Below are 22,224 nucleotides of genomic sequence, written 5' to 3'. Positions count from 1 at the left end.
GTCACCGCCAAGGGCGCCCCGATCGCGGGCATCGGCGTCGCGGGTGCCCCGTCCGGCGACCTCGACGAGAAGTTCGCCCAGGCCGGCGCCGCGGCTCTGAACAAGTAAGCAAGCAGGACGGAACGGAGGCCGCGCGATGCTGCCCTTCGACGACGGCGACGCCGCGGGCGGGAGCAGCGCGGCCTCCCGGTTCCGGTCGGTGCCCGGCACTCGCCGTGCCGTGCACCGCCGGCTTTTCGATCCCGTCCGCATCCGGGCCGGTCTCGGAGCGGGGATCGGCATCGCGGTGCGCACGAGGGCGGGGACGGCGCTGGCCGTGCTGCGCGACGCGAGCAACCCGAGGAGCACCCCCTGACCCCTGCCGAACACGCCCTGCTGGCAGCGGCGGGCGAAGGCGACACCGCAGGCGTGCGGGCCGCTCTCGCCGCCGGTGCCGAGGTGGAGGCCCGGGACGCCCACCGGCGCACCCCGCTCCTCCTCGCTGCCGCGGGCGACCATGTGGCCGCGGCCGAGGTGCTCGTCGCCGCGGGGGCCGACCCCGACGCCCGGGACGACCGCCAGGACAGCCCCTGGCTGGTGACCGGGGTGACCGGCAGCGTGGCGATGATGCGCACCCTGCTTCCGGCCGGTCCCGACCTGTCGTTGCCCAACCGCTTCGGCGGCACCGCCCTGATCCCCGCCTGCGAACGCGGCCACGTCGACTACGTACGGGCCCTGCTGCGCGAGACCGACATCGACGTCGACCACGTCAACCACCTGGGCTGGACCGCCCTGCTGGAGGCGGTGGTCCTGGGCGACGGCGGCCCCGTGCACGCGCTGACCGTGGGCATCTTCGTCACGTGCGTCGTGCTGCTCGGACGGTTCCGGTGGACCTCGCTCGTCCCCGGCACGTTCGTCGGCTGCTACTCGCTCTTCGCCATCCAGGACGACGACTGGGGCCTGCTCCTGGCGTCCCTGGCCGTCGGCACGCTGCTCGGCGTCCTCTGCGACTGGGGCGGCAGCACGCTCTTCGCCCGCTGGAAGCCCGCCGCCGAACCGGAAACCGCCGACGGCCCGAACTGGACCCGGCCCGCCGGCCGGGCGGGCCGCGGGACCGGACGCCCCGGAGCTACCGGCTCTGACTCTGCGCCCGGTCGTGTCCCCGGTCGCCCCCCAGCCCGCGGGCCGGCCCCTGGCAGCCCTGGGCCGCCGCGATGCCCAGCGCCACCAGCAGCGTCACCACGACGAAGACGACGAGCCGCTGCCGCAGCAGCCGCGGATTGGCGGGCCGCAGCCCCGTCGAGGTGGTACGGGTCCCGGGCCGCGTCCCCGGCCGGCCGTTCGTCCCGTTCGTGCCCTGCGGGCGCCGGCCGGACCGGGTGGTGCTGCGCGGCGGCTGCGGACGCGAACCACCCATGCGTGAACCGCCGGTGCGCGCCCCGCCGGTGCGTGACCCACCAGGGCGTGAACCGCCGGTGCGCGGCTCCCCGGCCCTGGACGACGGGGCCTGCCTGCCGCCCTGCGGGAGCTGCTGCTTCTGCTGACGGGGCGGGGGAGGAGCCGCGCGCCGGGTCTGCTGCTCGGTGTACGGGCCGTCGAGACGGCCGGTCGGCCGGTCCGGATCCTGCGTCGAACGCTGCGCGGGCGGCCGGCCCGTGCGCAGCCCCTGTGCCTCCCGTGCCGCGATCTCCTTGAGCCGCATGGAGAGTTGGAGCGTGCTCGGCCGCTCCCCGGGATCCTTCGCCAGACACGCGCTCACCAGCGGCGCCAGCGCGTCGTGCACATCGTGCAGCTGCGGCTCCTCGTGTACCACGCGGTACAGCATGACCTCGGAACTGCCGTGTCCGAAGGGCGAGTCGGCCATCGCCGCGTATGCCAGCGTGGCACCGAGCGAGAACACGTCGGTCGCGGGCGTCACGGCCGCGCCGCGCACCTGCTCGGGGGCGAGGAAGCCCGGCGAACCCACCGCCGTGCCGACATGGGTGAGGGTGGAGGCCCCGGTCGCCCAGGCGATCCCGAAGTCGATGATCCGGGGGCCCTTGGGGGAGAGGAGGATGTTCGACGGCTTCAGGTCACGGTGCACCACACCGGCCTCGTGGACCGCGACCAGGCCCTCGGAGAGCGCGGCCCCGATCGAGGCCACCTCGACCGCCGACAACGGTCCCTCCTCGGCCACCTTGTCGTGCAGCGAGGGCCCCGGGACGTACTGGGTGGCGAACCAGGGGCGGTCCGCCTCCAGATCGGCGGCCACCAGCCGCGCCGTGCAGCCGCCGCGGATCCGCCGGGCCGCGGACACCTCGCGCGCGAACCGCGAGCGGAACTCCTGGTCCTCCGCCAGATCGGGGCGGATCACCTTCAACGCCACCCGCTGACCGCGCCGGTCCGAACCCAGGTAGACGACACCCATGCCGCCCGCCCCGAGCCGCCGGTGCAGCCTGAACGAGCCGACGACACGCGGGTCCTCGCGCCGGAGCCGCATCATCGCCATGTCTGCCCATCCCCGCTGCCTGGTCCGCCTGACGACGCACAGCTTACGTACCCGGCGCCCAGGGCGCTCAGAGGCCGCGCCCTCGCCGGACGATCGATTGTCGGTACGCGGCACGGGCCGTGACGGGCAGTGGATCGGGACCCGTCCCGCGCCGCAGCGGCCCCCGCGCCCAAAGCGGTTGCGCCGACAGGCCGTTGGGGCCATGTGGCCGAAAACAATAGGGTGCGGCCCCGGCCGGGGCGGGTGTGCGCGGACCGCGGGAGGCCCGGCGGGGCTCGTCACCCGGATCAATGGGGGAGGGGGAAGGTGAGTGATGTCACGGTCACCGACGGTTCCGCCGGCCACCGCGGAGGGAGGCCCGGCCCCGACCGGTGCCCCGCGCCCCGAATCAGGACCATGCCCGGTGGATATGCCGCAACGGCACCAGAAATCGGATGAATACCTGCCCGTGTGGCTCATCGCTCGGCCGCGCAATTCCAGGGTCCTCGACGTTGTTCCCCTGCTCAACGGCTTCCCTTCCGGCCTCCCGGACGTGCATCGAGGGTCTGATACATCGGAGGTCAAGGGCGGGAAGCGCCCGGCGGCTCCTCAGGGATGTCCCCAAGGGCGTGCGCCCGTTCTCCACCCAGGGGAGTACGCCGACTACCGGCGGCTCATCCTCCGGGAGGCCCGGCATTAGGTACGCGGGCATGACGTCGCCCGTTACCCGCGTCCCTAGTGTTGAGGTCAAGCGGCGGGCGCAACACTCGTCCCCCGAGGTCACACGCCCGCCGCTCCACATCGAGTCGGGAGAGGAACCATGGCGGACACGGCAACGCGGACCATGACCCGTACGCGGGGACGCAGGGTCCACGCCGCGTTCGGCGCCCGCCCGTCGTCCGGCACGCGTCACCCCCTGGTGGCGACGGCGATGGTTCTTCCCCTGGCGGCCCTGCTCGTGGTCGTCTTCGGCGGCTGGGACGCGGTGGTCACACAGGCGTCGTCCGTGGGCGTGATGCTGGGGCGCTGAGCGGCGCCCGGGGTCCGGAAGAGCGGTCCGGACCGGGACATCCGGCCAACAGCCCCGTGGGGACGGGGGTGCGGCGGACGGCAGCGTTTGTCCGGTCAGCTGGGGAGCTGACCGGACATCGCGTTTTCCGGAGCCGTTCGCGGCGGGGCGACCGCCCCGCGAACCCGAAACGCCCGGCCGGCTTCTCGGCGATCGCACCGTGGCCGTGCCGCTCTCACCCCCCGGGCCTTCGACCCTGCCTCGGTCCGGCGCGCGTACGCTCGTCGGCGGGCCCGGCACGGACCGGGCCGCCCGTGCATCCGCTCGCCACCGGGGGAGACCGTGACCACCGCAGTCGTACGCGCGCTGGGCGACCTCGCCCACCGGGCCGCGCACCCGCACCCCGAGACCCCCTGCGCCTGCCCGCCCCCGACGGTGCTCGCGGACCGCGCGGACGGCACCGTGGTCCGCAGCGGGACCGTCGTCGCCAAGGCCCACGCTCCCGGCACGGACACCCCCGGCCTGCTCAGCCGCCTGATTCTCGCGGACGACCCGCGGCTCGCCGGCGTCCTGCTCGCACCGCTGCACCCCCGCCCCGCCCGGGAGCCCGAAGGCCCCGGACCCGGCACCCTCCTCGACCGCCCCGTCACACTGTGGCCCCACGGCGCACCCGTCGACCCCGGCGACCCCGACGCCGCCCCCTGGGAGGAGGCCGCCACCCTGCTGGCCGCACTGCACCGCACCCCGGCCCCGCCCGCCCTCGCGCTCCCGCCCATGCGGGGCCCCGCGAAGGCCGCGCTCGCCGTCGCCCGGATGCACGCCGCCCGGCCGGACGACCCGGTCACCGCCCCCGTGCTCGGGGCCTGGCACCGGCTGCCCGCCTGGGCCCGCGACGAAGCCGCCCCGCCCCCGCACCGTTCGCGCTTCCTCTGCCACGGCGACCTGCACCTGGGCCAACTCGTCCGCCACCCGGCCCCGCACGGGCCCTGGCTGCTCATCGACGTCGACGACATCGGTCTCGGCGACCCCGCCTGGGACCTCGCCCGTCCCGCCGCCTGGTACGCGGCCGGCCTCCTGCCACCCGAGGTCTGGTTCCGGTTCCTGGGCGCCTACCGGGCCGCGGGCGGCCCCGCCGTGCGCCCCGAGGGCGACCCCTGGCCCGAACTGGACGTCCCGGCCCGTGCCCTGACCGTCCAGGCCGCCGCGCTGGCGATCGCCAAGTCCACGACGGAGGGCCGGGCTCCGGACGAGGTGGAGCAGACGGTGATCGACGCCTGCGTCCGAATCGCGTCCCTCCCGCCGGAGTTGGCCGCCGAGCGGTCGTCGTAGGCTGAACCGACCGTCGGCGGACATCCCTTCCGGCGGCGGCGGTCCCAGAGCGAGGAGTGAGCCGAACCATGCAGTGTCCCAAGTGCCACGCGCAGATGCACACGTACAACCGCAACGGCATACAGATCGAGCAGTGCAGCGGCTGCCGGGGAATCTTCCTCGACTACGGCGAGTTGGAGACCCTCACCCGCATCGAGTCGCAGTGGGCGCAGCAGGCCCCGCCGCCCCCGCAGGCGTACCCCGCCGCCCCGGCACCCGCCTGGGGTGCGCCGCAGCACCACGGCGGCCACTACCGGCACAAGAGCTTCGGCCGGATGCTCTTCTCGTCCTGAACCCGTGGCACCACCGAGCGCCTGACCGTGGGCCCGGACGTCGACCGTCCGGACCCACGGGCGTCCGCCGTGTCCGGCGGGAACGAAGAAGCCCCGGTCGTCGACGACGACCGGGGCTTCTTCGTTGGTGCGCGATACTGGGATTGAACCAGTGACCTCTTCCGTGTCAGGGAAGCGCTCTCCCGCTGAGCTAATCGCGCAGGGTGAACCTGCGTGTACTGCGTGCGCGATACTGGGATTGAACCAGTGACCTCTTCCGTGTCAGGGAAGCGCTCTCCCGCTGAGCTAATCGCGCGGGGATCCTTGCGGATCAGTGGACGATACTGGGATTGAACCAGTGACCTCTTCCGTGTCAGGGAAGCGCTCTCCCGCTGAGCTAATCGTCCTTGGAGGTGGAGACGGGATTTGAACCCGTGTAGACGGCTTTGCAGGCCGTTGCCTCGCCTCTCGGCCACTCCACCAGGAGTGAGGGTTCGGGAAGATCCCCCACCTTTCTGCGAGCGGACGACCAGGTTCGAACTGGCGACCTCAACCTTGGCAAGGTTGCGCTCTACCAACTGAGCTACGTCCGCTTGTCTTTCCCGGTCCGCTTGCGCGTCCCGGCGACGTGTTGAACTCTAGCGGATTCCCGGGCCAGTACAAAAACGCGTTTGCGCAGCGTGCTGAGGTGCACTCGCCCCGGCGCAGGTCACCGCACGCCGCCCTAGACTCGACCGCGTGCACGACCTTGCTCCAATGGCCCGCTTCGACGGCCTCCTCGCGTCCGATCTACGGGACGTGACCAGCGATCCCGCGGCCCTCGAATCGACCGGGTTCTGGGCCGTCTCCGCCGATTTCGAGGGCCGCCTCGTCTGTGCGCGCTTCGGCTCCGTGCGCAGGCGGCCGGTGCCCGCCCCGGTGCCCGGCGCCTGGCGCGGCCCCGCGGCCGGCGACTGGAAGTCGTCCCTGGACCGTGCCGCGTACACCGCGGGCGTACGGCGGATCCGCGAGTACATCGCGACGGGCGAGGTCTACCAGGCCAACCTCTGCCGGGTGCTGAGCGCGCCCCTGCCCGACCCGGCCGCCGCGGACGTGGACGCGCTGACCGCGCTGCTGGCCCGGGGCAACCCCGCCCCGTACGCAGGAACGATCCGGCTGCCCGCGCACGGCGTCGAGATCGCCACCGCGTCCCCCGAGCTCTTCCTCCGGCGGGACGGCCGGACCGTCGAGTCGGGACCGATCAAGGGCACCGGCCGGACCGAGAGCGATCTGCTGGAGAAGGACCACGCCGAGAACGTGATGATCGTCGACCTGGTCCGCAACGACCTCGGCCGGGTCTGCGCCACCGGCTCGGTCACCGTCCCCGACCTCTGCGTGGTCGAGAAGCACCCCGGCCTCGTCCACCTCGTCTCCACCGTGCGCGGCGAACTCGCCGAGGGCGCCGGCTGGCCCGAACTCCTCGACGCCGCGTTCCCGCCCGGATCGGTCACCGGGGCGCCCAAGTCCAGCGCCCTGCGGATCATCGGTGAACTGGAGACCGCAGCGCGCGGGCCCTACTGCGGAGGCATCGGCTGGGTCGACGCCGACCGCCGCACCGCCTCGCTCGCCGTCGGCATCCGCACCTTCTGGATCGACCGGACCGGCACGGCTCCGGTCCTCCGCTTCGGCACCGGGGCCGGCATCACCTGGGGCTCCGATCCCGAGCGCGAATGGGACGAGACCGAACTCAAGGCGTCCCGACTGCTCACGGTGGCATCGGGCGAACACGGAACAACGGGAAGGACCGCATGATGAGGATGTGGGTGAACGGCGGCCTGCGGGACGCCGACGAGGCCAGGGTGTCCGTGCTCGACCACGGGCTCACCGCGGGGGACGGCGTCTTCGAGACGATCAGGACCACCGACGGCAGGCCCTTCGCCCTCACCCGCCACCTCGACCGGCTGGCCCGGTCGGCCCGCGGCCTCGGCCTCCCCGAACCCGACCTGGACGAGATACGCCGGGGCTGCGCCGCCGTCATCGACGCCAACCCGATGCCGCTCGGCCGGCTGCGCATCACCTACACCGGGGGCCTCTCCCCGCTCGGCTCCGACCGCGGCGACGCGGGCCCCGGGCTCGTCATCGCCCTCGGCCGGGTCGACCGCCGCCCCGACACCACCGCCGCGATCACCGTCCCCTGGACGCGCAACGAACGCGGCGCGCTCACCGGGCTCAAGACCACGTCGTACGCCGAGAACGTCGTCGCCCTCGCCCGCGCCCATGAGCACGGCGCCTCGGAGGCGCTCTTCGCCAACACGGTCGGGCAGCTCTGCGAAGGCACCGGCTCCAACGTCTTCGTCGTGCTCGACGGACAGCTGCACACCCCGCCCGTGACCTCCGGCTGCCTCGCCGGAATCACCCGCGCGCTGGCCGTGGAATGGACGGGCGCGCAGGAGACCGAGCTGCCGTTCGACGTCCTGGAGCGGGCCGAGGAGATCTTCCTGACCTCCACCCTGCGCGATGTCCAGGCCGTCCACCGGGTCGACGGCCGGGAGCTGCCCGGCGTCCCGGGACCGGTGACCGGCAAGGCCATGCGGATCTTCGAGGAGCGGGCCGGGAACGACCTCGACCCGTAGGGCCCCTCGTCCGGGCCGGGCCGGACCGGGGGCCGGTGCCCCGAATCCGCAAAACCGGGTGACGTACCGGGGGGCCGGTGGATAGAACAGCACGGATGACCACCACCCTCCGGCCCACCGGGCCGATCCAGCAAGGCGCCGATGGCGCGAAGATCCGCGCGTACGACGTGTGCGACAACGGACGGCCCGTCGGTTCCGTCGAGATCGGCACCGACGCGGCGTTCGGCGCGGCGACCGGTGTGCTGCGCTCCCTGCGCATCGACGAACCGCACCGGCGACGCGGGCGCGGCACCATCGCCGCGCTCGCCGCCGAGGAGGTGCTGCGCGGCTGGGGCTGCACCCAGGTGCGTCTGAGCGCGGCGGCGGACGACGAGGGGCTCCGGCACCTGGCGGCCGCGCTCGGTTACACCGAACGCAGCCGCAACATGCTCAAGGAACTCGACCCCACGGCCCCCGCGCTCCCGGACGGGGTCGTCGCCAGGCCGATGTCCGCCGAGGAGTTCGACACCTGGCTGAGCGCCGCCGTCGAGTCCTACGCACAGGCCTGGATCGACCGGGGCGTCCCGGCCGAGCAGGCCAGGCGCAAGTCCAGGTCCGACCACGAGCGCAACCTGCCGGACGGCCTGGACACCGAGGGCGTGTTCCTCCACGTCCTCGTCGCCGGGGACGCGGTCGTCGGCCATGTGTGGGTGTCGACGCGCGAGGAGATCGAGGGCGTGAGCGCCGGATACGTCTTCGACGTGGAGGTGGCCGAGGAGCACCGGGGGCACGGCCACGGGCGCGCCCTGATGCAGCAGGCGGAGCGCCTCGTCCTGGCCGCGGGCCCCCGCCGGCTCGGACTGCACGTGTTCGCCGCCAACACGCCCGCCCTGCGGCTGTACGACTCGCTCGGTTACCGGACGGACCGGTACAACCTGGCCAAGGCGCTCTGACCCGTCCGCTCAGCCCTGCCCGGCGAGCAGCCGGTCGGCGATCTCCTCGATGCGCTCGCGCAGCCCCTCCTGGCTCCTGCCGCCGTCCAGCCGCTCGTCGCCGATCACGTACGTCGGGGTACCGGTGGCCCCGAGAGCCTTGCCCTCGGCCTGGTCGGCGTCGACGATCAGCATGTGCCGTCCGTCGATCAGGGCGGTGTCCATCTCCTCGGTGTCCAGGCCGAGTTCCCGCGCCACCTCGACCAGCAGCGGTTCGCCGACGCGGGCGAGGTCGGCGGTGCGGGCGAGGAGGGCCTCGACGTACGCCCAGTCCTTGCCCTGGGCCGCGGCCTCCTCGGCGGCCTGGGCGGCGGCGTAGGCATGCTTGTTCTTCTCCAGCGGGAAGTGCCGCAGCCGTACGTCCAGCCGGTCGCCGTACTTGGCCCGCAGGGCGTGCACATCGGTGAGGGCACGGTGGCAGTCGGGGCACTGGAGGTCGCACCAGAGGTCGAGGACGACGGGTGCCGAAGGGGTGGAATCGCTCATGGGACCAGTCTCCCAGGGCCGCCCGCGGCTTCCGACCGGCACCCGTTTTGCACCCCGCCCCGGCGTCGGCGCCGGCGGCCCTGCCCGGCCCCGACCGGCACCCGGGGAGGATCCCGGCCCTGAAAAGTCCCTGATGTGGCCCACGATCGTGGCCGCCCGCCCGGTCGCCGGTGCAGGATGGAAGAGACGTTTCCCCGTGCGCCTGGAGGCACCGATGCTTGCCGAGACCATCTGCGCCGCGGTGTCCGCTGCGGGCCTGGGCATCGCCGCCGTCACCGCGTACCGCAAGCGTTTCCTCGCCGCCGCCCGGATCGCGGCCTACTCGCTGGTCCCGATCGGGCTGGCGCTGACCGGGATCGTGGACTGGGCAGCCGGAATCGCCTTCGACCCGAGCGTCTGGATCGGCTTCGGGCTGCTCGCGGTGGCCTGGCTGCTGTTCACCACCACGCGCGCGGTCGAACGCCGCGGTGGCGGCACCCGCAAGGAACGCAGGGCCGCGGCACGGGCGGAGGCCGTCGCCCCCGGGGCATCGGCGCCCTCCCTGGGGGCCGGGGCGCAGGCGGCCCCGAAGGCGAAGCCCCGCCGGGAGCCCGCCTCGTCCGGTGACGACTTCAGCGACATCGAGGCCATCCTGAAGAAGCACGGCATCTGACCCGCGCCGCCCCCGCCCGCGGGGCGGCCCGCACCGCAACGGGACGGCGGACCGCCCCGGGGCGCCGTCCGTACGATGGGGCGACGCCGCGGGACGGGTGCGGCCGAGGACATCGGTGGGGCAGGACGAGTGGCGCGTGTGGCAGGGATCAAGGACGTGGCCCGGCGGGCCGGAGTCTCCGTGGGCACGGTGTCCAATGTGATCAACCGGCCCGAGGCGGTGCTGCCGGAGACCCGCGCCCGGGTGCTGGCGGCCATCGAGGAACTCGGGTACGTGCGCAGCGAATCGGCGCGCCAGCTCAGGGCGGGCCGGAGCCGGATCATGGCGCTGCTCGTCCTCGACATGGGCAACCCGTTCTTCGTGGACGTGGCCCGCGGGGCCGAGCACACCGCCCGGAAGGCCGGCCTCGGCGTCATGGTCTGCAACAGCGACCAGAACCCGGCGGAGGAGGCCGAGTACCTGGGGCTCTTCGCCGAGCAGAGGGTGTGCGGCGTCCTGGTCACGCCCGCCGACGCGACCGGCCGGAACCTGGAGGCGTTCCGCCGCCACCGGATCCCCTTCGTCCTGGTGGACCGGGTGGCGTCCGGCGGGGGGACCTGCGCGGTCTCCGTCGACGACGTCCACGGCGGCGCCCTGGCCGTCGGTCATCTGGTCTCGGCCGGGCACCGCTCGGTGGCGTACGTCAGCGGCCCCGACGACCTCCAGCAGATCAGGGACCGGCGCGAGGGCGCCCTGGCGGCGCTGGCCGGGGGCGGACTGCCGCCCGGGGCGCTCGTCGAGATCCCCTCCGAACGCCTGGACGTGGCGGCCGGCCGGGACGCCGGGGCCCGGCTGCTCGGCCTGGTGCCCCGGCCGACCGCGGTGTTCTGCGCCAACGACCTGCTCGCCCTCGGCGTGCTGCAGGCGCTCTACGCGGCGGGCGTCGAGGTGCCGGACGACATGGCCATCGTCGGGTACGACGACATCGAGTTCGCCGCCGCGGCGGCCGTGCCGCTCACCTCGGTCCGCCGTCCCGCGGCCGTGATGGGCAGGATGGCGGCGGAGCTGCTGCTGGAGGAGTCGGACGACGAGGAGGGCACCCACGAGCACCGCGACGTGGTGCTCCAACCGGAGCTCGTGGTGCGGGCCTCCAGCGCGACGCCGCACTGAGGACGCGCGACCGGACGGCGCCGCGCCCGGCGGCCCCGGGAGGCACCGGGCGCGCTGCCGAACACATGACGGCCGATCGGCCGCCGGAACGAATCACGGACGCCCCGGTACGGTGAACTCCCGGCGTGACGAGGCTCATTGGGCATCGCCGGGGTCCCGAGTGCGTCATGATCTTCCCGAGATGGTGGACACCTCCCGGGGCGACGCCCCCGCACCCCCTGCCGAAGAGCCGCGCGGCTGCCTCTTCGCGCTTTCCCAGCCGCCGTTGATGATCTTCCTCGGGGTGATCGGCGGCCTGCTGCTGATGGCCGCGCTGCACGATCTGTTCATGCTGTGAACGGTCAGTCGGCCGCTTCCTTGCGGCGTGCCCGGTACGCGGCCACGTGCAGACGGTTGCCGCACGTACGGCTGGAGCAGTAGCGGCGGGAGCGGTTGCGGGACAGGTCGACGAAGGCGTGCCGGCAGTCCGGCGCCTCGCACCTCCGCAGCCGTTCGAGCTCGCCCGCCACCACGATGAAGGCCAGCGCCATGCCGCAGTCGGCCGCGAGGTGGTCGGCGATCGAGGCGTCCGGCGCGAAGTAGTGCACGTGCCAGTCGTAGCCGTCGTGATTGCTGAGCTGCGGCGTCGTGCCGGCGGCGGCGACGAGCGTGTTGACGAGCGAGGCGGCGAGCTGGGTGTCGTCCGTCGCGAAGATCTCCGCGAAACGCGTCCGTACGTCCCGCACCGCCCGCAGGTCCTTCTCGTCGAGGGTGCCGACGCCGCTGATGCGATGGCGCCGTGCGAAGTCGTACAGCGCCTCGACGCCGTCGAGACCGTCGCTCCGCCCGTCCCCCGGCCGCGCCCCGCTCGGCGGCGGTTCGCTCTCCGGTGCGGTGTTGACCAGCTCGACCACCGTGTCGAGGGCGATCCGGGTGTCGTGTGGGATCAGCACGCTTTCGCTCCCTGCCTCCGGCGGGCGGGTGCCCGCCGATGCCGGCTGACTCTACTGGCTCGGCGGCGGGGCACAGGGGCCCGAGAGGGCCCGTGCGGAGCGCGGTGAGCGCTTACCGGCCACGGACCGGTCCGCGGGACCGGTGAACGGCCACCGGTCCTGTACGGGCGAGCTCCGGCCCGGGGCGGAGGCCGGAGCGGCGGGCGGGGGCGCCGGCGGACGTGCACCGGCGCCGTGACCACGGTGGATCGCGTGGTCACGGCACCGGTGTCGGCCGTATGAGGTTGTCCGCGCGGCGCCGTCTCCCCGAGTCGGACGGCGCCGCGCGGCTCTCCGCCTGGCTCAGCTCTCGGCCAGGATGTGAGAGAGCTCCGTATCGAGGTCGAAGTGGCGATGTTCGGTGCCTGGTGGAACCGCGGCGTCGGTCCGCTTCAGGAACGACTCCAGGGCTCTTGCCGGGGCTTCGAGCAGGGCCTCGCCCTCCGGTGAGCTCAGTGCGATGCAGACGACGCCCTGGCCGTGACTACGGGATGGCCAGACGCGGACGTCTCCGGTGCCGGTGGGGCGGTGCAGCCCCTCGGCGAGGAGGTCGCGAGCGAATACCCATTCGACCGTCTCCTCCGCTCCGGTGTGGAAGGTGGCGTGCACGGCATACGGATCGGCCGTGTCATACCGCAGGCCCGCGGGGACAGGCAGTGAGGACTCGCTCGACACAACGAGGCGCAGGTGCAGCTCGCAGCTGACCGTGGTGTTCATAAGCGCCAGGGCCTTTCGCTCAGTGTGCGCTCGGGGATTCGCACGTCGGCGAAATCGACATGCCACCTACGGTGGCGTTGTAAACCCCTCTGACCTTTTTGTGTTCCTTCGGATAGCTCGTACGGCGGTGTGTAACTTTCGGCTATGCGTCCATTCCGGTGACGAAGGCCGTTCCGGTAGGTTGTCCTCCATGAATGCGGAGCGTGACGAGCGGGACGGGGGCGCCGGACGGGCCGCCCCCGCGCCCGCCGCGGGGGACCTGGCGAACGGTGTGACGGGGGAGGTCGCCCAGGAGGTGACGAAGGAGGACCGGGAGCTCGGTTCCAGGGCGCCCGGCTTCATCAAGGCGTCCAGGACGTTGCACCTGAGCTGGCAGGTCGGCGTCTTCGTGGTCGGTCTCGCCGTGGTCGTGGCGGGGATCATCATGCTGCCGCTGCCCGGCCCCGGCTGGCTGGTGATCTTCGGCGGCATGGCGATCTGGGCGACCGAGTTCGTCTGGGCCCAGCTGGTGCTCCGCTGGACGAGGCGGAAGGTCACCGAGGCCGCCCAGCGGGCGCTCGACCCCAAGGTCCGGCGGCGCAATATCATCCTCACCGTGACCGGACTGGTGATCGTCGCGGTGCTGGTGGGGATCTACGTCTGGAAGTTCGGCATCGTCATGCCGTGGAAGATCCACGAGTGATCCCGGGGCGGCCGAGGGGCCGACCCGGGGGTGGTCACGGAGCACCCCTGACATGGGGTAATGTTTGGTCCGCACCCGGGCGATTAGCTCAGTGGGAGAGCGCTTCGTTCACACCGAAGAGGTCACTGGTTCGAACCCAGTATCGCCCACCCCGGACGGAGGGCCCGTGAGATCGCAGAGTCTCACGGGCCCTCCGCATTTCCCGTTCCGATCCCGCTCCGTGTTTCTCCGGTCCGGTGCGCCCTCTTCGCGGACCGGGTGTGGGCGCTTTCGCGAATGATTCGGTTCCGGGGCGGCGACCGGAGCCGGATCCGCTAATCGGCAAGCCGTATCCGGATATCGCGTACGGACAGGCCGCCGGGCGGCGGGAATTCCGGGAAAGAGAGTTCGTTCCGCTGCTGCGCGGGCATTGTCCGGACCATTCGAGAACCGTGTCGCAATTGCATTGCGGTGGCAGAAGGTGCGAACTGCTCCATTTCACGGGCGAGTTCGCGGCGACTGCTTCCCCGCCCGGTGGGCGACCACCGCCGGACGCATGGCCGTCGACCGGTCCCGGGGCCCGGCGGGGGCGCCCGGGACCGGCCGTGCGACGCCCCGTCAGCGCATCCTGCCGAGAGTCTCCTTCAGCCGCCGCGCGTCGCGCAGCCGCTGCTCGTACGTCGCCCCGACCACCACCAGCAGCAGCCCGGCCAGGGCGGGCGGCAGCCAGCGCGGCAGCGCTCCGACGACCTGGACCACGTACGGCGCCAGTTCGTGCAGGGCGTCCAGCGCGAGCACCGCACCACCGAGTAGCAACAACGCCTGCAGCCGCAACCGTGCACCGGCCAGCGTGATCACGAGCGCCGCAACCCCGAGCACCAGGGGCCGCAGCCAGTGCGGATCGACCCAGGCCGCGAAGAGGCTCGGCACCAGCGTCGCCGCGAGCCCCGCCCCGTAGGCCGTCCACGACGACACCTCCGGATCACGGCGGCGGCGCAGCGTACCGACCACCAGGGCGGGCACCGTCACCGGCAGCGTGTACGCCTCCGGGTCGGACACCCCCGAGGCCGACAGCCGCACCCAGGTGGCCAGGACGAACAGCCCGACCGCCAGATACCCGGCGACCGGCCGCCGTTCGGCCCGTACGGCCGTGCCCGCCGCCAGTACGCCGCACAGCGCCAGCACCAGGGCCAGGAACGGCAGGTCCGGCAGGGCCATGCAGATCGCCACCGTCGCGGCCGCGGCCCCGGCCAGCTCGACGGGGAGCGCGCTCGGACGCTTCCCCAGCCTGGCCCCGAGCAGCACCGTCGCCAGGGGGACGACCAGCATGACCGGCGCCGCCCGATGGACGGGCAGTCCCCACGAGGCCCCGAGCGCACGGGCGAGCACCGTCCCGCAGAGCACGGCCCCGCACGCGGTCACCGTCTGCGCGACCCACGGCACCCGGGCCGCGGCCACCACCGGGACGGCGGGGGACTGCGCCACCGGCCCCGCGACACCGTCGAGCAGCACGGCGGCCGCCGCGAACACCACCAGCAGGACCGTGAACACCGCGTACGTCGTGCCCGGCGTCGCGAGCGAGAGGAGTCCCGTGCTCACCGCACCGGCCAGGGCACACACCAGCGCGGTCGCCCCCACGGCGCTCCGGCCCCGGCGCAGGGCCGCCACCGCCGCCGCGAACGCCCCGGCGACCAGCACCGACTGCACCGCCACCGCCGCCGCGTACGGGAACCCCAGCACGGCGGGCGACACGACGAGCCCCGCCCAGCCGAGCCCCAGCGCCACGGCCCCCGCCGCACTCCGCCGGGAAGCGCCCGGCGAAACCACCGGCCCGGCCACCCGGACCAGCCGGTCCCACGACCGGTGCGCCGACGCCGCCAGACCGGCCACCACCAGCAGTACCACCGGAGCCGCGGCCATGTGGGACCACATCGGGCCCCGGGCCCCCAGCGCACCCCGCACACCGCCGTCGGGCACCCCGGACCACACCTCGCCCAGCCGCGACACCGCCCCCAGCAACGACACCCCGACCGCGGGCAGCGAGACCGTCACGGCGGCCAGGACCACCGCCGACGAGGCCCACACCACTCCCTGCCCGACCGGCCGCGGCAGCGGGGCGCGCACGGCCGTCAGCAGCGCCACCCCGCACAGCAGATACACCGGGACCGACCAGTCCCAGTCCACCCCGGCACGCAGCACGCCGCCCACCGCGGCCACCCCGCAGAGCCCGGCCAGCACACCGCCGGCCACCGCGAACCCCGCCGGGGCGCGCCACGCCCCGGCCAGCGCGATCGCCGCACCCGTGAGCAGCAGCGCGGCCGGAGCCAGCGCGGCCGGGACCGCCTCGGCCGAGACGGACTGCCCGAGGGCCACCAGCAGCCCCCACAGCCCCGTCGTCCAGCAGCCCACACAGGCGGTCACCCGCACCGGGACCCGGGTGACCCGCACGGCGATCGCGCAGTCCAGCGCGGCCGTCAGCAGCAGCGCCCACCCGAACGCCGAGGCACCGGCCCCCGCCGACCACGCCCACAGCAGCAACGGCAGCTGAGCGCTCACCACCGCCAGCGGCAGCGGCAGCCGCAGCCGGTCGAGCAGCAGCCCGTACGCACCCCACAGGACCGCGAGCACCGCCGAGGCGACCGCGGCGAAACCGGGCCCGTCCGCCTCCGGCACCGCCACCCGATGCAGGGCGTACGCGTCCAGGACCATCAGCACCGACGCCAGGGCGGCGAGCGACTCGGCCGTCGAGGACAGCCCGCGGCGCAGCAGCACGGCGGGGGCGGCGAGCGCGGCGAGCGTCACCACGGCGAGCACCGCCGAGCGGCCGGCGATCCCCATGTGGCCCCAACTGACCAGGGTGAAGGCGATCGCCGCGATCGCCAGCAGCAGACCGCCCAGGGTGAGCAGCACGTTCTGCGCGCTGCGCGGCCCGGACTGCGCGGCCGGCGGCCCGAACGGGGCCGGGTGCGGGCCGGGAAGGGGAGGCCCGAACGGGGCGGCGAACTGCGGTGAGGGAGACGCCGCGGGCGGCGTCAGCACACTCACCAGCCAGGCACGGCGAACCAGCAACTGGGACCGGCGGGCGTCCAACTGGGCCAATTCGCGATCGAGGAGCGCCAATTCCTCGGCGGGCGGCGGCACATGTTCCATGCAACGGAGTGTGGCGCGAGCCACAGGTTCGGACATGCGCTCGGATACTCAGTTCCCCGGCTGAGTACGCGCAGACTGGGACCATGGACTGGAGCCACTACCGCTTCCTGAGTATCTGGGACCTTCCCGGCCCGCCCGACACCGTCTACGAGATCCTCGGCCGCGCCGACGACTATCCGCGATGGTGGCCGCAGTTCCGCGAGGTCGCCTCGCTCGACGCCACCACCGGCACCGCCCGGATCCGCTCCTTCCTCCCGTACGACCTCGTCATGACCGTCCGCGAGAGCCGCCGCGACCCGCGGGCCCGGGTCGTCGAGGCGACCCTCGGCGGCGATCTCGAGGGCTGGGCCCGGTGGATAGTCACCCCGTACGGCGGCGGCAGCCGGGTCGTCTACGAGCAGGAGGTCGAGGTGCGCAAGCGGCTGATGCGGCTCCTCGCGGTGCCCGGACGCCCGCTGTTCCGCGCCAACCACGCCCTGATGATGCGCGCCGGACGACGGGGACTGACCGCCTGGCTGGAAGGAGTTTGAACCCGACCCGCCGAGCCCTGTATGGTTCAACCCGTTCCCGGGCGATTAGCTCAGTGGGAGAGCGCTTCGTTCACACCGAAGAGGTCACTGGTTCGAACCCAGTATCGCCCACCCGGAAGAGACCGGTCCGTCAGCAGCATCGACGGACCGGTCCTCTGTTTTCCGCATGCGCCGCAAATTTCCCTCCGCATGTGCCGCACCGGTGCCGGACCCGTCGGCCCCGGGCGACCGGTCACCTCACGCCACGGCGGGAAGCTCCGGGCGCAGCGGCCACGCCGGATCCACCGCCTCCTCGGTGCCGTTCTTCGCGAACCACGCCTGCAGCCCGCGCGCCTGCGCCGCGTGCCACACGGCCTGCAGGGTGTGCAGCTCCGCCGGGGTCAGCCGCTCCAGACGCGAGGAGAACCGCCGCGCCACCGCCCGCACCAGCTCCAGCGCGGCCGCCGCGTCGGCCGCGGCGTCGTGCGCCCCGTCGAGCACCACGCCGTACAGCTCGCAGAGATCGGTGAGGGTCCGCCGCCCCTTGCGGTAGCGGTCCAGATGCTTGTCGAGCACCCGTGGATCCAGCACGCACAGCGGCGCGTTCTGCAGATAGCCGGCGAGCGACGAAGCCCGGTGACGCTTCAGCTCCCGGTCCAGCAGCGTCAGGTCGAACGGCGCGTTCATCACGACCAGCGGGCGTCCGGCCGCGCACTGCTCGGCCAGCGCCCGCCCTATCTCCTCCACCACCGGCGCCGGCCAACGGCCGTTGCGCTGGAGGTGGTCGTCGGTCAGGCCATGGATCTCGATCGCCCCGGCGGGCACCGGAATCCCCGGATTCACCAGCCAGCGGGTGACGCGCATGCGCCCGCCCGCCACGTCCTGGACGACCAGGGCGGCCGAAACGATCCGGTCCCCCTCGACGTCGACTCCTGTTGTCTCGGTGTCAAAAGCGGCCAGCGGCCCCTCGTACCAATGAGTCATCCCCGAACTCCTCGTGTCCGGACGGCAGACGGTGTGATTCCCCTGCCCGGTTCGGTGATACCCGCGCACTTTGCCTGGTACGCCGTTTGCGGGCCGCTCCGTGCGGTGACAACACAGGTGACGGCTAAGGAAGTTGTCCGCCACCCCGCTTTGAAGAACCCCGATCGGCACAGCTCGGAAGGCACTCGCAGCCATGGCGCTCGCGCAGCCCGAACCGAGCGGACTGCTGCCACAGCGGGTCGCCCCGCTGCGCGGCACACTCGCCACCACCGCCTGCATGGACACCCCTTATCTGCACGCGGTCGCGGCCGCGGCCGGATGCTCCCTGTCGCAGCCCTTCCCCGACAACGGCATCGACTGGCACGTCAGCCACGGCGCCCCCGGCCATGCCGTGGACGACGAAGTGACCATAAAGGTGCAGCTCAAATGCACCTACCAGCTACCGCCCCGACCACCGGGAGCGGCGTTCTCCTTCATGCTGGACAACGCCCACCTCGTGAAGCTCGCCCGGACCCCCGTGTCGGTGCACAAGATCCTCGTCGTGATGATCGTGCCGCGCAGCCGGGACGACTGGCTGCGCGCCGGGCACGACCGGCTCGACCTGCGGCACTGCTGCTACTGGACCAACTTGGCCGGACACCCCGTGACGGGGGGGGCCGGCACAGGACCACCGTGCGGATCCCGACCTCGCGCATCTTCGACGACCGGGCGCTCTGCGAGATCATGACCCGCGTGGGGGGCCGGAGGGAGACCCCGATGCACCGGCCGATGGACGAGCCCGCCGACGGAGCGCCCCCGTCGCCCACCCGCCCGCGCCCCGCGTGGTCCGGCCCCTCCGGGCCGCCGGGGGACATCCCCGACCCGGCCCGCGTCGATCCCGCGGTCCTCGGCGCCCTCCTCGCCCGGCACGGCTGGCGGCGCCGGGGCGGCGCGGCCGGGCGCTACAGCCGCTGGACCCCACCGGGCCCACCGGCCCCGCCCGGCGGCGTCACCAGCCTGCTCGTCCCCGACACCACCGCCTTCCCCGACAGCGAGGACCTCCTCGGCGAGGCGCTGACCGCGCTCGCCCGCAGCGCCGCGCCCTGCGCCCGCGACGTACTGGTCTCCCTCGCGGTGCCCAGCGACATGATCCGCTGGTGGCGCGAGGGCCCCGAACCGGCCGCGGGCACGGCGGGAGCGGCCGGCTGGGCGGAGGCCGAGCGGCTGCACACCGCCGCCCGGCAGATCCTGCCGGCCGGAGCCCTCGCCGTACGGGACCGCACCGGCTACCACGGCGCACGGCATCGCCGAAGGGCCGGGGCGGCGCTGGACGACATCCTCGTCGGGCCCCCGCCCGGCGGCCGAGAGCTGACCGCCTACCTCCCGGTCGGGGCGGGCCGCGCCCTCGCCGTACGGTTCCACCACGCCCTGCACGCCGCCCGCGAGGCCGTGGACCACCAGCGGGCCACCGGTGGCTTCGAGGCCTTCGACACGGCGGTCGGGGCGGGCGTCTGCCGGGAGCTCACCGAGGCCCTCGTCGCCCTGGTCCGGGGCTCGGAAGGGGCCGGGATCGCCCTGGAGTGGGCGCCCGCCGCCGGCACCCCCGAGGGCTGCCCGCCCCGGCCCGAGCCGGTGGAGTTCTCCCCGGGCGACCTGCCCGCCCTGCGCCGGGCGGGCGCCCGCCACCTCGAACACGAACCCGCCGTGACGGTCCGGATCACCGGCGCCGTGGTCGGGATGCGCCGCTCGGGGCCGCGCGGACCGGGCATCGTGCGGCTGCGGGTGCTGGCGGGTGCCGAGGTGCCGCACGTACGGCTGGAGCTGGACGAGGAGGCGTACCGGATCGCCGGCCAGGCCCATCTGGTGGGGCTGCCGGTCAGGGTGGAGGGACGGCTGGAGAGCCGCGGCGGCTTCCGGCGGCTGACCCGGACCACGCAGGTGGTGCCCGTACAGGTCGACGAGGCGGAGCGGGACCGGCTGATGAAGTCGCTCCAGGAGAACGTCGACCATTTCGAGGAGGCGTGCACCGGCGAATAGGGCCGCGGGGAAGGGGCCGCGGGGGCGGCGGCGGGACCCGGCGCCCGAACCGTTTCGCAGAGGGGGCCCGCGGCTCGGTACGATTCGTATCGCACGCGCACAGCGAACGCGTGCGTTCCCCCTGAGTCAGGAGAGACCGGTGTCAGACGTCCGTGTGATCATCCAACGCGATTCCGAGCGGGAAGAGCGCGTGGTGACGACGGGCACTACGGCGGCCGAGCTCTTCACCGGCGAGCGCACCGTCGTCGCGGCCCGGGTCGCCGGCGAGCTGAAGGACCTCGCGTACGCCGTCGCCGACGGCGAGGTCGTCGAGCCCGTCGAGATCTCCTCCGAGGACGGCCTGAACATCCTGCGGCACTCCACCGCACACGTCATGGCGCAGGCCGTGCAGCAGCTCTTCCCCGAGGCCAAGCTGGGCATCGGTCCGCCGGTCAAGGACGGCTTCTACTACGACTTCGACGTCGAGAAGCCGTTCACCCCCGAGGACCTCAAGGCCATCGAGAAGAAGATGCAGGAGATCCAGAAGCGGGGCCAGCGGTTCTCCCGCCGGGTCGTGACGGACGAGGACGCCCGCGAGGAACTGGCCGACGAGCCGTACAAGCTGGAGCTCATCGGCATCAAGGGCTCCGCCTCCTCCGACGACGGCGCGGACGTCGAGGTGGGCGGCGGCGAGCTGACCATCTACGACAACCTCGACCCGAAGACCGGCGAGCTGTGCTGGAAGGACCTCTGCCGGGGGCCGCACCTGCCGACCACCCGGTTCATCCCGGCGTTCAAGCTGATGCGCAACGCCGCGGCGTACTGGCGGGGCAGCGAGAAGAACCCGATGCTCCAGCGCATCTACGGCACCGCGTGGCCCACCAAGGACGAACTCAAGGCGCACCTGGAGTTCCTGGAGGAGGCCGCCAAGCGCGACCACCGCAAGCTCGGCAACGAGCTGGACCTCTTCTCCTTCCCGGACGAGATCGGCCCCGGCCTCGCGGTCTTCCACCCCAAGGGCGGCATCATCCGCCGCGCCATGGAGGACTACTCGCGCCGCCGGCACGAGGAGGAGGGCTACGAGTTCGTCTACTCCCCGCACGCCACCAAGGGCAAGCTCTTCGAGAAGTCCGGCCACCTGGACTGGTACGCCGACGGCATGTACCCGCCCATGCAGCTCGACGACGGGGTGGACTACTACCTCAAGCCGATGAACTGCCCGATGCACAACCTGATCTTCGACGCGCGCGGCCGTTCGTACCGTGAACTCCCGCTGCGCCTCTTCGAGTTCGGCACGGTCTACCGGTACGAGAAGTCCGGCGTGGTGCACGGCCTGACCCGCTCGCGCGGCTTCACGCAGGACGACGCGCACATCTACTGCACCAAGGAGCAGATGGCCGAGGAGCTCGACCGGACGCTCACCTTCGTCCTGAACCTGCTCCGCGACTACGGCCTGACCGACTTCTACCTGGAGCTCTCCACCAAGGACCCGGAGAAGTTCGTCGGCTCGGACGAGATCTGGGAAGAGGCCACCGAGACGCTGCGCCAGGTCGCCGAGAAGCAGGGTCTGCCGCTGGTCCCGGACCCGGGCGGCGCCGCGTTCTACGGCCCGAAGATCTCGGTCCAGTGCAAGGACGCCATCGGCCGCACCTGGCAGATGTCGACCGTGCAGCTCGACTTCAACCTGCCGGAGCGCTTCGACCTGGAGTACACCGGCCCGGACGGCACCAAGCAGCGCCCGGTCATGATCCACCGCGCCCTGTTCGGTTCCATCGAGCGCTTCTTCGCGGTGCTGCTGGAGCACTACGCGGGCGCGTTCCCGGTGTGGCTGGCCCCGGTCCAGGCGGTCGGCATCCCGATCGGCGACGCGCACATCCCCTACCTCCAGGAGTTCGCCGCCAAGGCGCGCAGGAAGGGGCTGCGAGTCGACGTGGACGCCTCGTCCGACCGGATGCAGAAGAAGATCCGCAACCAGCAGAAGGCCAAGGTGCCCTTCATGATCATCGCGGGCGACGAGGACATGGCCAACGGCGCCGTCTCCTTCCGCTACCGTGACGGATCGCAGGAGAACGGCATCCCCGTCGAGGACGCCATCGCCAAGATCCAGAAGGCCGTCGAGGACCGCGTCCAGGTCTGACGGACGCGGTGGGAAAGAGGCCCCCGGAGAGCTATCCGCTCTCTTGAGTTCTAGCGGTCCTCGCAACACTCACGATGATGGGAGTTGCGAGGACCGTGGGCGGTAAGAGGATCGATCCTGCGCTGCGGAAGCGTT

The 22,224-nt window shown here is 73.0% G+C and carries 20 protein-coding genes, 7 tRNA genes and 3 pseudogenes; 19 read left to right on the top strand and 11 right to left on the bottom strand.

All coding sequences use genetic code 11. The features are described 5' to 3' along the window. The 3 genes and pseudogenes from ACWCXX_RS36745 to ACWCXX_RS36735 form a co-directional block, all read left to right on the top strand. Positions 1-108: pseudogene (locus ACWCXX_RS36745) on the top strand (heme-binding protein); the annotation flags it as partial. 28 nt (positions 109-136) lie between these two features. Then, positions 137-355, top strand: a complete 219-nt coding sequence (locus tag ACWCXX_RS36740; RefSeq protein ID WP_451134999.1) for a hypothetical protein — start codon at positions 137-139, stop codon at positions 353-355. After that, positions 352-987: pseudogene (locus ACWCXX_RS36735) on the top strand (ankyrin repeat domain-containing protein); the annotation flags it as partial. The gene ACWCXX_RS36740 and the pseudogene ACWCXX_RS36735, both read left to right, overlap by 4 nt. Before the next feature lie 121 nt (positions 988-1,108). Here the strand turns inward: ACWCXX_RS36735 and ACWCXX_RS36730 are convergent. Beyond that, positions 1,109-2,467, bottom strand: a complete 1,359-nt coding sequence (locus ACWCXX_RS36730; protein WP_451134997.1) for a serine/threonine-protein kinase — start codon at positions 2,465-2,467, stop codon at positions 1,109-1,111. 799 nt (positions 2,468-3,266) lie between these two features. On the opposite strand from ACWCXX_RS36730, the gene ACWCXX_RS36725 reads away from it, so the two are divergent. From ACWCXX_RS36725 to ACWCXX_RS36715, 3 genes are all read left to right on the top strand, one after another. After that, entirely contained in the window at positions 3,267-3,476 is a 210-nt protein-coding gene (locus ACWCXX_RS36725; protein ID WP_451134995.1) for a hypothetical protein, read from the top strand. Positions 3,477-3,797: 321 nt separating this feature from the next. Then, the gene (locus ACWCXX_RS36720) at positions 3,798-4,784 is read left to right on the top strand and encodes an aminoglycoside phosphotransferase family protein (RefSeq protein WP_451134993.1); all 987 of its coding nucleotides are present in this window, start codon (positions 3,798-3,800) and stop codon (positions 4,782-4,784) included. 68 nt (positions 4,785-4,852) lie between these two features. Beyond that, positions 4,853-5,116 (top strand): TFIIB-type zinc ribbon-containing protein, encoded by a 264-nt coding sequence (locus ACWCXX_RS36715; RefSeq protein WP_451134991.1) that lies wholly within the window; start codon positions 4,853-4,855, stop codon positions 5,114-5,116. A gap of 125 nt (positions 5,117-5,241) precedes the next feature. Here ACWCXX_RS36715 and ACWCXX_RS36710 read toward each other — a convergent pair. The 5 genes from ACWCXX_RS36710 to ACWCXX_RS36690 all read right to left on the bottom strand — a co-directional run bounded on the left by ACWCXX_RS36710 (position 5,242) and on the right by ACWCXX_RS36690 (position 5,688). Then, positions 5,242-5,316: transfer RNA gene (locus ACWCXX_RS36710), tRNA-Val, on the bottom strand. Positions 5,317-5,339: 23 nt separating this feature from the next. After that, positions 5,340-5,411 (bottom strand) — tRNA-Val (locus ACWCXX_RS36705). A gap of 19 nt (positions 5,412-5,430) precedes the next feature. After that, positions 5,431-5,502, bottom strand: a tRNA-Val gene (locus ACWCXX_RS36700). Between the two features lies 1 nt (position 5,503). Beyond that, positions 5,504-5,577, bottom strand: a tRNA-Cys gene (locus ACWCXX_RS36695). Between the two features lie 38 nt (positions 5,578-5,615). Further along, a tRNA-Gly gene (locus ACWCXX_RS36690) sits at positions 5,616-5,688 on the bottom strand. A 163-nt stretch (positions 5,689-5,851) separates the two neighbouring features. On the opposite strand from ACWCXX_RS36690, the gene ACWCXX_RS36685 reads away from it, so the two are divergent. The 3 genes from ACWCXX_RS36685 to ACWCXX_RS36675 all read left to right on the top strand — a co-directional run bounded on the left by ACWCXX_RS36685 (position 5,852) and on the right by ACWCXX_RS36675 (position 8,639). Continuing rightward, positions 5,852-6,886, top strand: coding sequence for a chorismate-binding protein (locus ACWCXX_RS36685; protein WP_451135001.1), 1,035 nt, complete (start codon positions 5,852-5,854; stop codon positions 6,884-6,886). Continuing rightward, positions 6,886-7,707 carry an aminotransferase class IV gene (locus ACWCXX_RS36680; protein ID WP_451134989.1) on the top strand — a complete coding sequence of 274 codons (822 nt, stop codon included), beginning with the start codon at positions 6,886-6,888 and terminating at the stop codon, positions 7,705-7,707. The genes ACWCXX_RS36685 and ACWCXX_RS36680 overlap by 1 nt, the downstream gene beginning before the upstream one ends. Positions 7,708-7,802: 95 nt before the next feature. After that, positions 7,803-8,639: a GNAT family N-acetyltransferase gene (locus tag ACWCXX_RS36675; protein ID WP_451134987.1), complete on the top strand. Its 837-nt coding sequence runs from the start codon at positions 7,803-7,805 to the stop codon at positions 8,637-8,639. Positions 8,640-8,648: 9 nt separating this feature from the next. Here ACWCXX_RS36675 and ACWCXX_RS36670 read toward each other — a convergent pair whose 3' ends face one another. Then, positions 8,649-9,164 carry a DsbA family protein gene (locus tag ACWCXX_RS36670; RefSeq protein ID WP_451134985.1) on the bottom strand — a complete coding sequence of 172 codons (516 nt, stop codon included), beginning with the start codon at positions 9,162-9,164 and terminating at the stop codon, positions 8,649-8,651. A gap of 214 nt (positions 9,165-9,378) precedes the next feature. On the opposite strand from ACWCXX_RS36670, the gene ACWCXX_RS36665 reads away from it, so the two are divergent. The 3 genes from ACWCXX_RS36665 to ACWCXX_RS36655 all read left to right on the top strand — a co-directional run bounded on the left by ACWCXX_RS36665 (position 9,379) and on the right by ACWCXX_RS36655 (position 11,302). Next, positions 9,379-9,816 (top strand): hypothetical protein, encoded by a 438-nt coding sequence (locus ACWCXX_RS36665; protein WP_451134983.1) that lies wholly within the window; start codon positions 9,379-9,381, stop codon positions 9,814-9,816. A 129-nt stretch (positions 9,817-9,945) separates the two neighbouring features. Next, positions 9,946-10,965 (top strand): LacI family DNA-binding transcriptional regulator, encoded by a 1,020-nt coding sequence (locus tag ACWCXX_RS36660; protein WP_451134981.1) that lies wholly within the window; start codon positions 9,946-9,948, stop codon positions 10,963-10,965. A 181-nt stretch (positions 10,966-11,146) separates the two neighbouring features. Beyond that, on the top strand, positions 11,147-11,302 hold the full coding sequence (locus ACWCXX_RS36655; RefSeq protein WP_384231935.1) for a hypothetical protein: 156 nt from the start codon (positions 11,147-11,149) through the stop codon (positions 11,300-11,302). A 4-nt stretch (positions 11,303-11,306) separates the two neighbouring features. Here ACWCXX_RS36655 and ACWCXX_RS36650 read toward each other — a convergent pair whose 3' ends face one another. Together ACWCXX_RS36650 and ACWCXX_RS36645 are read right to left on the bottom strand one after the other, a co-directional pair. Continuing rightward, the gene (locus ACWCXX_RS36650) at positions 11,307-11,897 is read right to left on the bottom strand and encodes a CGNR zinc finger domain-containing protein (protein WP_451134979.1); all 591 of its coding nucleotides are present in this window, start codon (positions 11,895-11,897) and stop codon (positions 11,307-11,309) included. Between the two features lie 342 nt (positions 11,898-12,239). Beyond that, complete coding sequence (locus tag ACWCXX_RS36645) at positions 12,240-12,653, bottom strand: SsgA family sporulation/cell division regulator (protein ID WP_003959770.1); 414 nt, start codon at positions 12,651-12,653, stop codon at positions 12,240-12,242. A 190-nt stretch (positions 12,654-12,843) separates the two neighbouring features. Between ACWCXX_RS36645 and ACWCXX_RS36640 the strand changes: the two genes are divergently transcribed. Both ACWCXX_RS36640 and ACWCXX_RS36635 read left to right on the top strand, forming a co-directional pair. Beyond that, entirely contained in the window at positions 12,844-13,335 is a 492-nt protein-coding gene (locus ACWCXX_RS36640; RefSeq protein ID WP_451134977.1) for a TIGR02611 family protein, read from the top strand. A 77-nt stretch (positions 13,336-13,412) separates the two neighbouring features. Beyond that, a tRNA-Val gene (locus tag ACWCXX_RS36635) sits at positions 13,413-13,484 on the top strand. 448 nt (positions 13,485-13,932) lie between these two features. Here ACWCXX_RS36635 and ACWCXX_RS36630 read toward each other — a convergent pair. After that, positions 13,933-16,464, bottom strand: a complete 2,532-nt coding sequence (locus tag ACWCXX_RS36630) for an SCO7613 C-terminal domain-containing membrane protein (protein WP_451134975.1) — start codon at positions 16,462-16,464, stop codon at positions 13,933-13,935. Positions 16,465-16,547: 83 nt separating this feature from the next. On the opposite strand from ACWCXX_RS36630, the gene ACWCXX_RS36625 reads away from it, so the two are divergent. Beyond that, positions 16,548-16,994, top strand: coding sequence for an SRPBCC family protein (locus tag ACWCXX_RS36625; protein ID WP_451134973.1), 447 nt, complete (start codon positions 16,548-16,550; stop codon positions 16,992-16,994). Positions 16,995-17,033: 39 nt separating this feature from the next. Continuing rightward, positions 17,034-17,105: transfer RNA gene (locus ACWCXX_RS36620), tRNA-Val, on the top strand. A gap of 126 nt (positions 17,106-17,231) precedes the next feature. On the opposite strand, the gene ACWCXX_RS36615 is transcribed toward ACWCXX_RS36620, so the two are convergent. Continuing rightward, positions 17,232-17,957: an exonuclease domain-containing protein gene (locus tag ACWCXX_RS36615; RefSeq protein WP_451134971.1), complete on the bottom strand. Its 726-nt coding sequence runs from the start codon at positions 17,955-17,957 to the stop codon at positions 17,232-17,234. Between the two features lie 193 nt (positions 17,958-18,150). On the opposite strand from ACWCXX_RS36615, the pseudogene ACWCXX_RS36610 reads away from it, so the two are divergent. The 3 genes and pseudogenes from ACWCXX_RS36610 to thrS all read left to right on the top strand — a co-directional run. Further along, positions 18,151-18,711 (top strand): annotated as a pseudogene (locus ACWCXX_RS36610) (DUF4365 domain-containing protein); the annotation flags it as partial. 2 nt (positions 18,712-18,713) lie between these two features. Next, positions 18,714-19,973, top strand: coding sequence for a hypothetical protein (locus tag ACWCXX_RS36605; RefSeq protein WP_451134969.1), 1,260 nt, complete (start codon positions 18,714-18,716; stop codon positions 19,971-19,973). 139 nt (positions 19,974-20,112) lie between these two features. After that, positions 20,113-22,089 (top strand): threonine--tRNA ligase, encoded by a 1,977-nt coding sequence (thrS, locus tag ACWCXX_RS36600; protein WP_451134967.1) that lies wholly within the window; start codon positions 20,113-20,115, stop codon positions 22,087-22,089. Positions 22,090-22,224: the final 135 nt, after the last annotated feature.

It is taken from the genome of Streptomyces sp. NPDC001732 (assembly GCF_053596315.1).
This window is presented reverse-complemented; position numbering and strand designations above follow the sequence as displayed.

What these genes read in the sequence shown, in the direction of transcription:
- ACWCXX_RS36740 (WP_451134999.1), top strand. Translation starts at nt 137, where the DNA reads ATGCTGCCCTTCGACGACGGCGACGCCGCGGGCGGGAGCAGCGCGGCC.
- ACWCXX_RS36730 (WP_451134997.1), bottom strand. Translation starts at nt 2,467, where the DNA reads ATGGCGATGATGCGGCTCCGGCGCGAGGACCCGCGTGTCGTCGGCTCG.
- ACWCXX_RS36725 (WP_451134995.1), top strand. Translation starts at nt 3,267, where the DNA reads ATGGCGGACACGGCAACGCGGACCATGACCCGTACGCGGGGACGCAGG.
- ACWCXX_RS36715 (WP_451134991.1), top strand. Translation starts at nt 4,853, where the DNA reads ATGCAGTGTCCCAAGTGCCACGCGCAGATGCACACGTACAACCGCAAC.
- ACWCXX_RS36685 (WP_451135001.1), top strand. Translation starts at nt 5,852, where the DNA reads ATGGCCCGCTTCGACGGCCTCCTCGCGTCCGATCTACGGGACGTGACC.
- ACWCXX_RS36680 (WP_451134989.1), top strand. Translation starts at nt 6,886, where the DNA reads ATGAGGATGTGGGTGAACGGCGGCCTGCGGGACGCCGACGAGGCCAGG.
- ACWCXX_RS36675 (WP_451134987.1), top strand. Translation starts at nt 7,803, where the DNA reads ATGACCACCACCCTCCGGCCCACCGGGCCGATCCAGCAAGGCGCCGAT.
- ACWCXX_RS36670 (WP_451134985.1), bottom strand. Translation starts at nt 9,164, where the DNA reads ATGAGCGATTCCACCCCTTCGGCACCCGTCGTCCTCGACCTCTGGTGC.
- ACWCXX_RS36665 (WP_451134983.1), top strand. Translation starts at nt 9,379, where the DNA reads ATGCTTGCCGAGACCATCTGCGCCGCGGTGTCCGCTGCGGGCCTGGGC.
- ACWCXX_RS36655 (WP_384231935.1), top strand. Translation starts at nt 11,147, where the DNA reads ATGGTGGACACCTCCCGGGGCGACGCCCCCGCACCCCCTGCCGAAGAG.
- ACWCXX_RS36645 (WP_003959770.1), bottom strand. Translation starts at nt 12,653, where the DNA reads ATGAACACCACGGTCAGCTGCGAGCTGCACCTGCGCCTCGTTGTGTCG.
- ACWCXX_RS36640 (WP_451134977.1), top strand. Translation starts at nt 12,844, where the DNA reads ATGAATGCGGAGCGTGACGAGCGGGACGGGGGCGCCGGACGGGCCGCC.
- ACWCXX_RS36630 (WP_451134975.1), bottom strand. Translation starts at nt 16,464, where the DNA reads ATGGAACATGTGCCGCCGCCCGCCGAGGAATTGGCGCTCCTCGATCGC.
- ACWCXX_RS36625 (WP_451134973.1), top strand. Translation starts at nt 16,548, where the DNA reads ATGGACTGGAGCCACTACCGCTTCCTGAGTATCTGGGACCTTCCCGGC.
- ACWCXX_RS36615 (WP_451134971.1), bottom strand. Translation starts at nt 17,957, where the DNA reads ATGACTCATTGGTACGAGGGGCCGCTGGCCGCTTTTGACACCGAGACA.
- ACWCXX_RS36605 (WP_451134969.1), top strand. Translation starts at nt 18,714, where the DNA reads ATGCACCGGCCGATGGACGAGCCCGCCGACGGAGCGCCCCCGTCGCCC.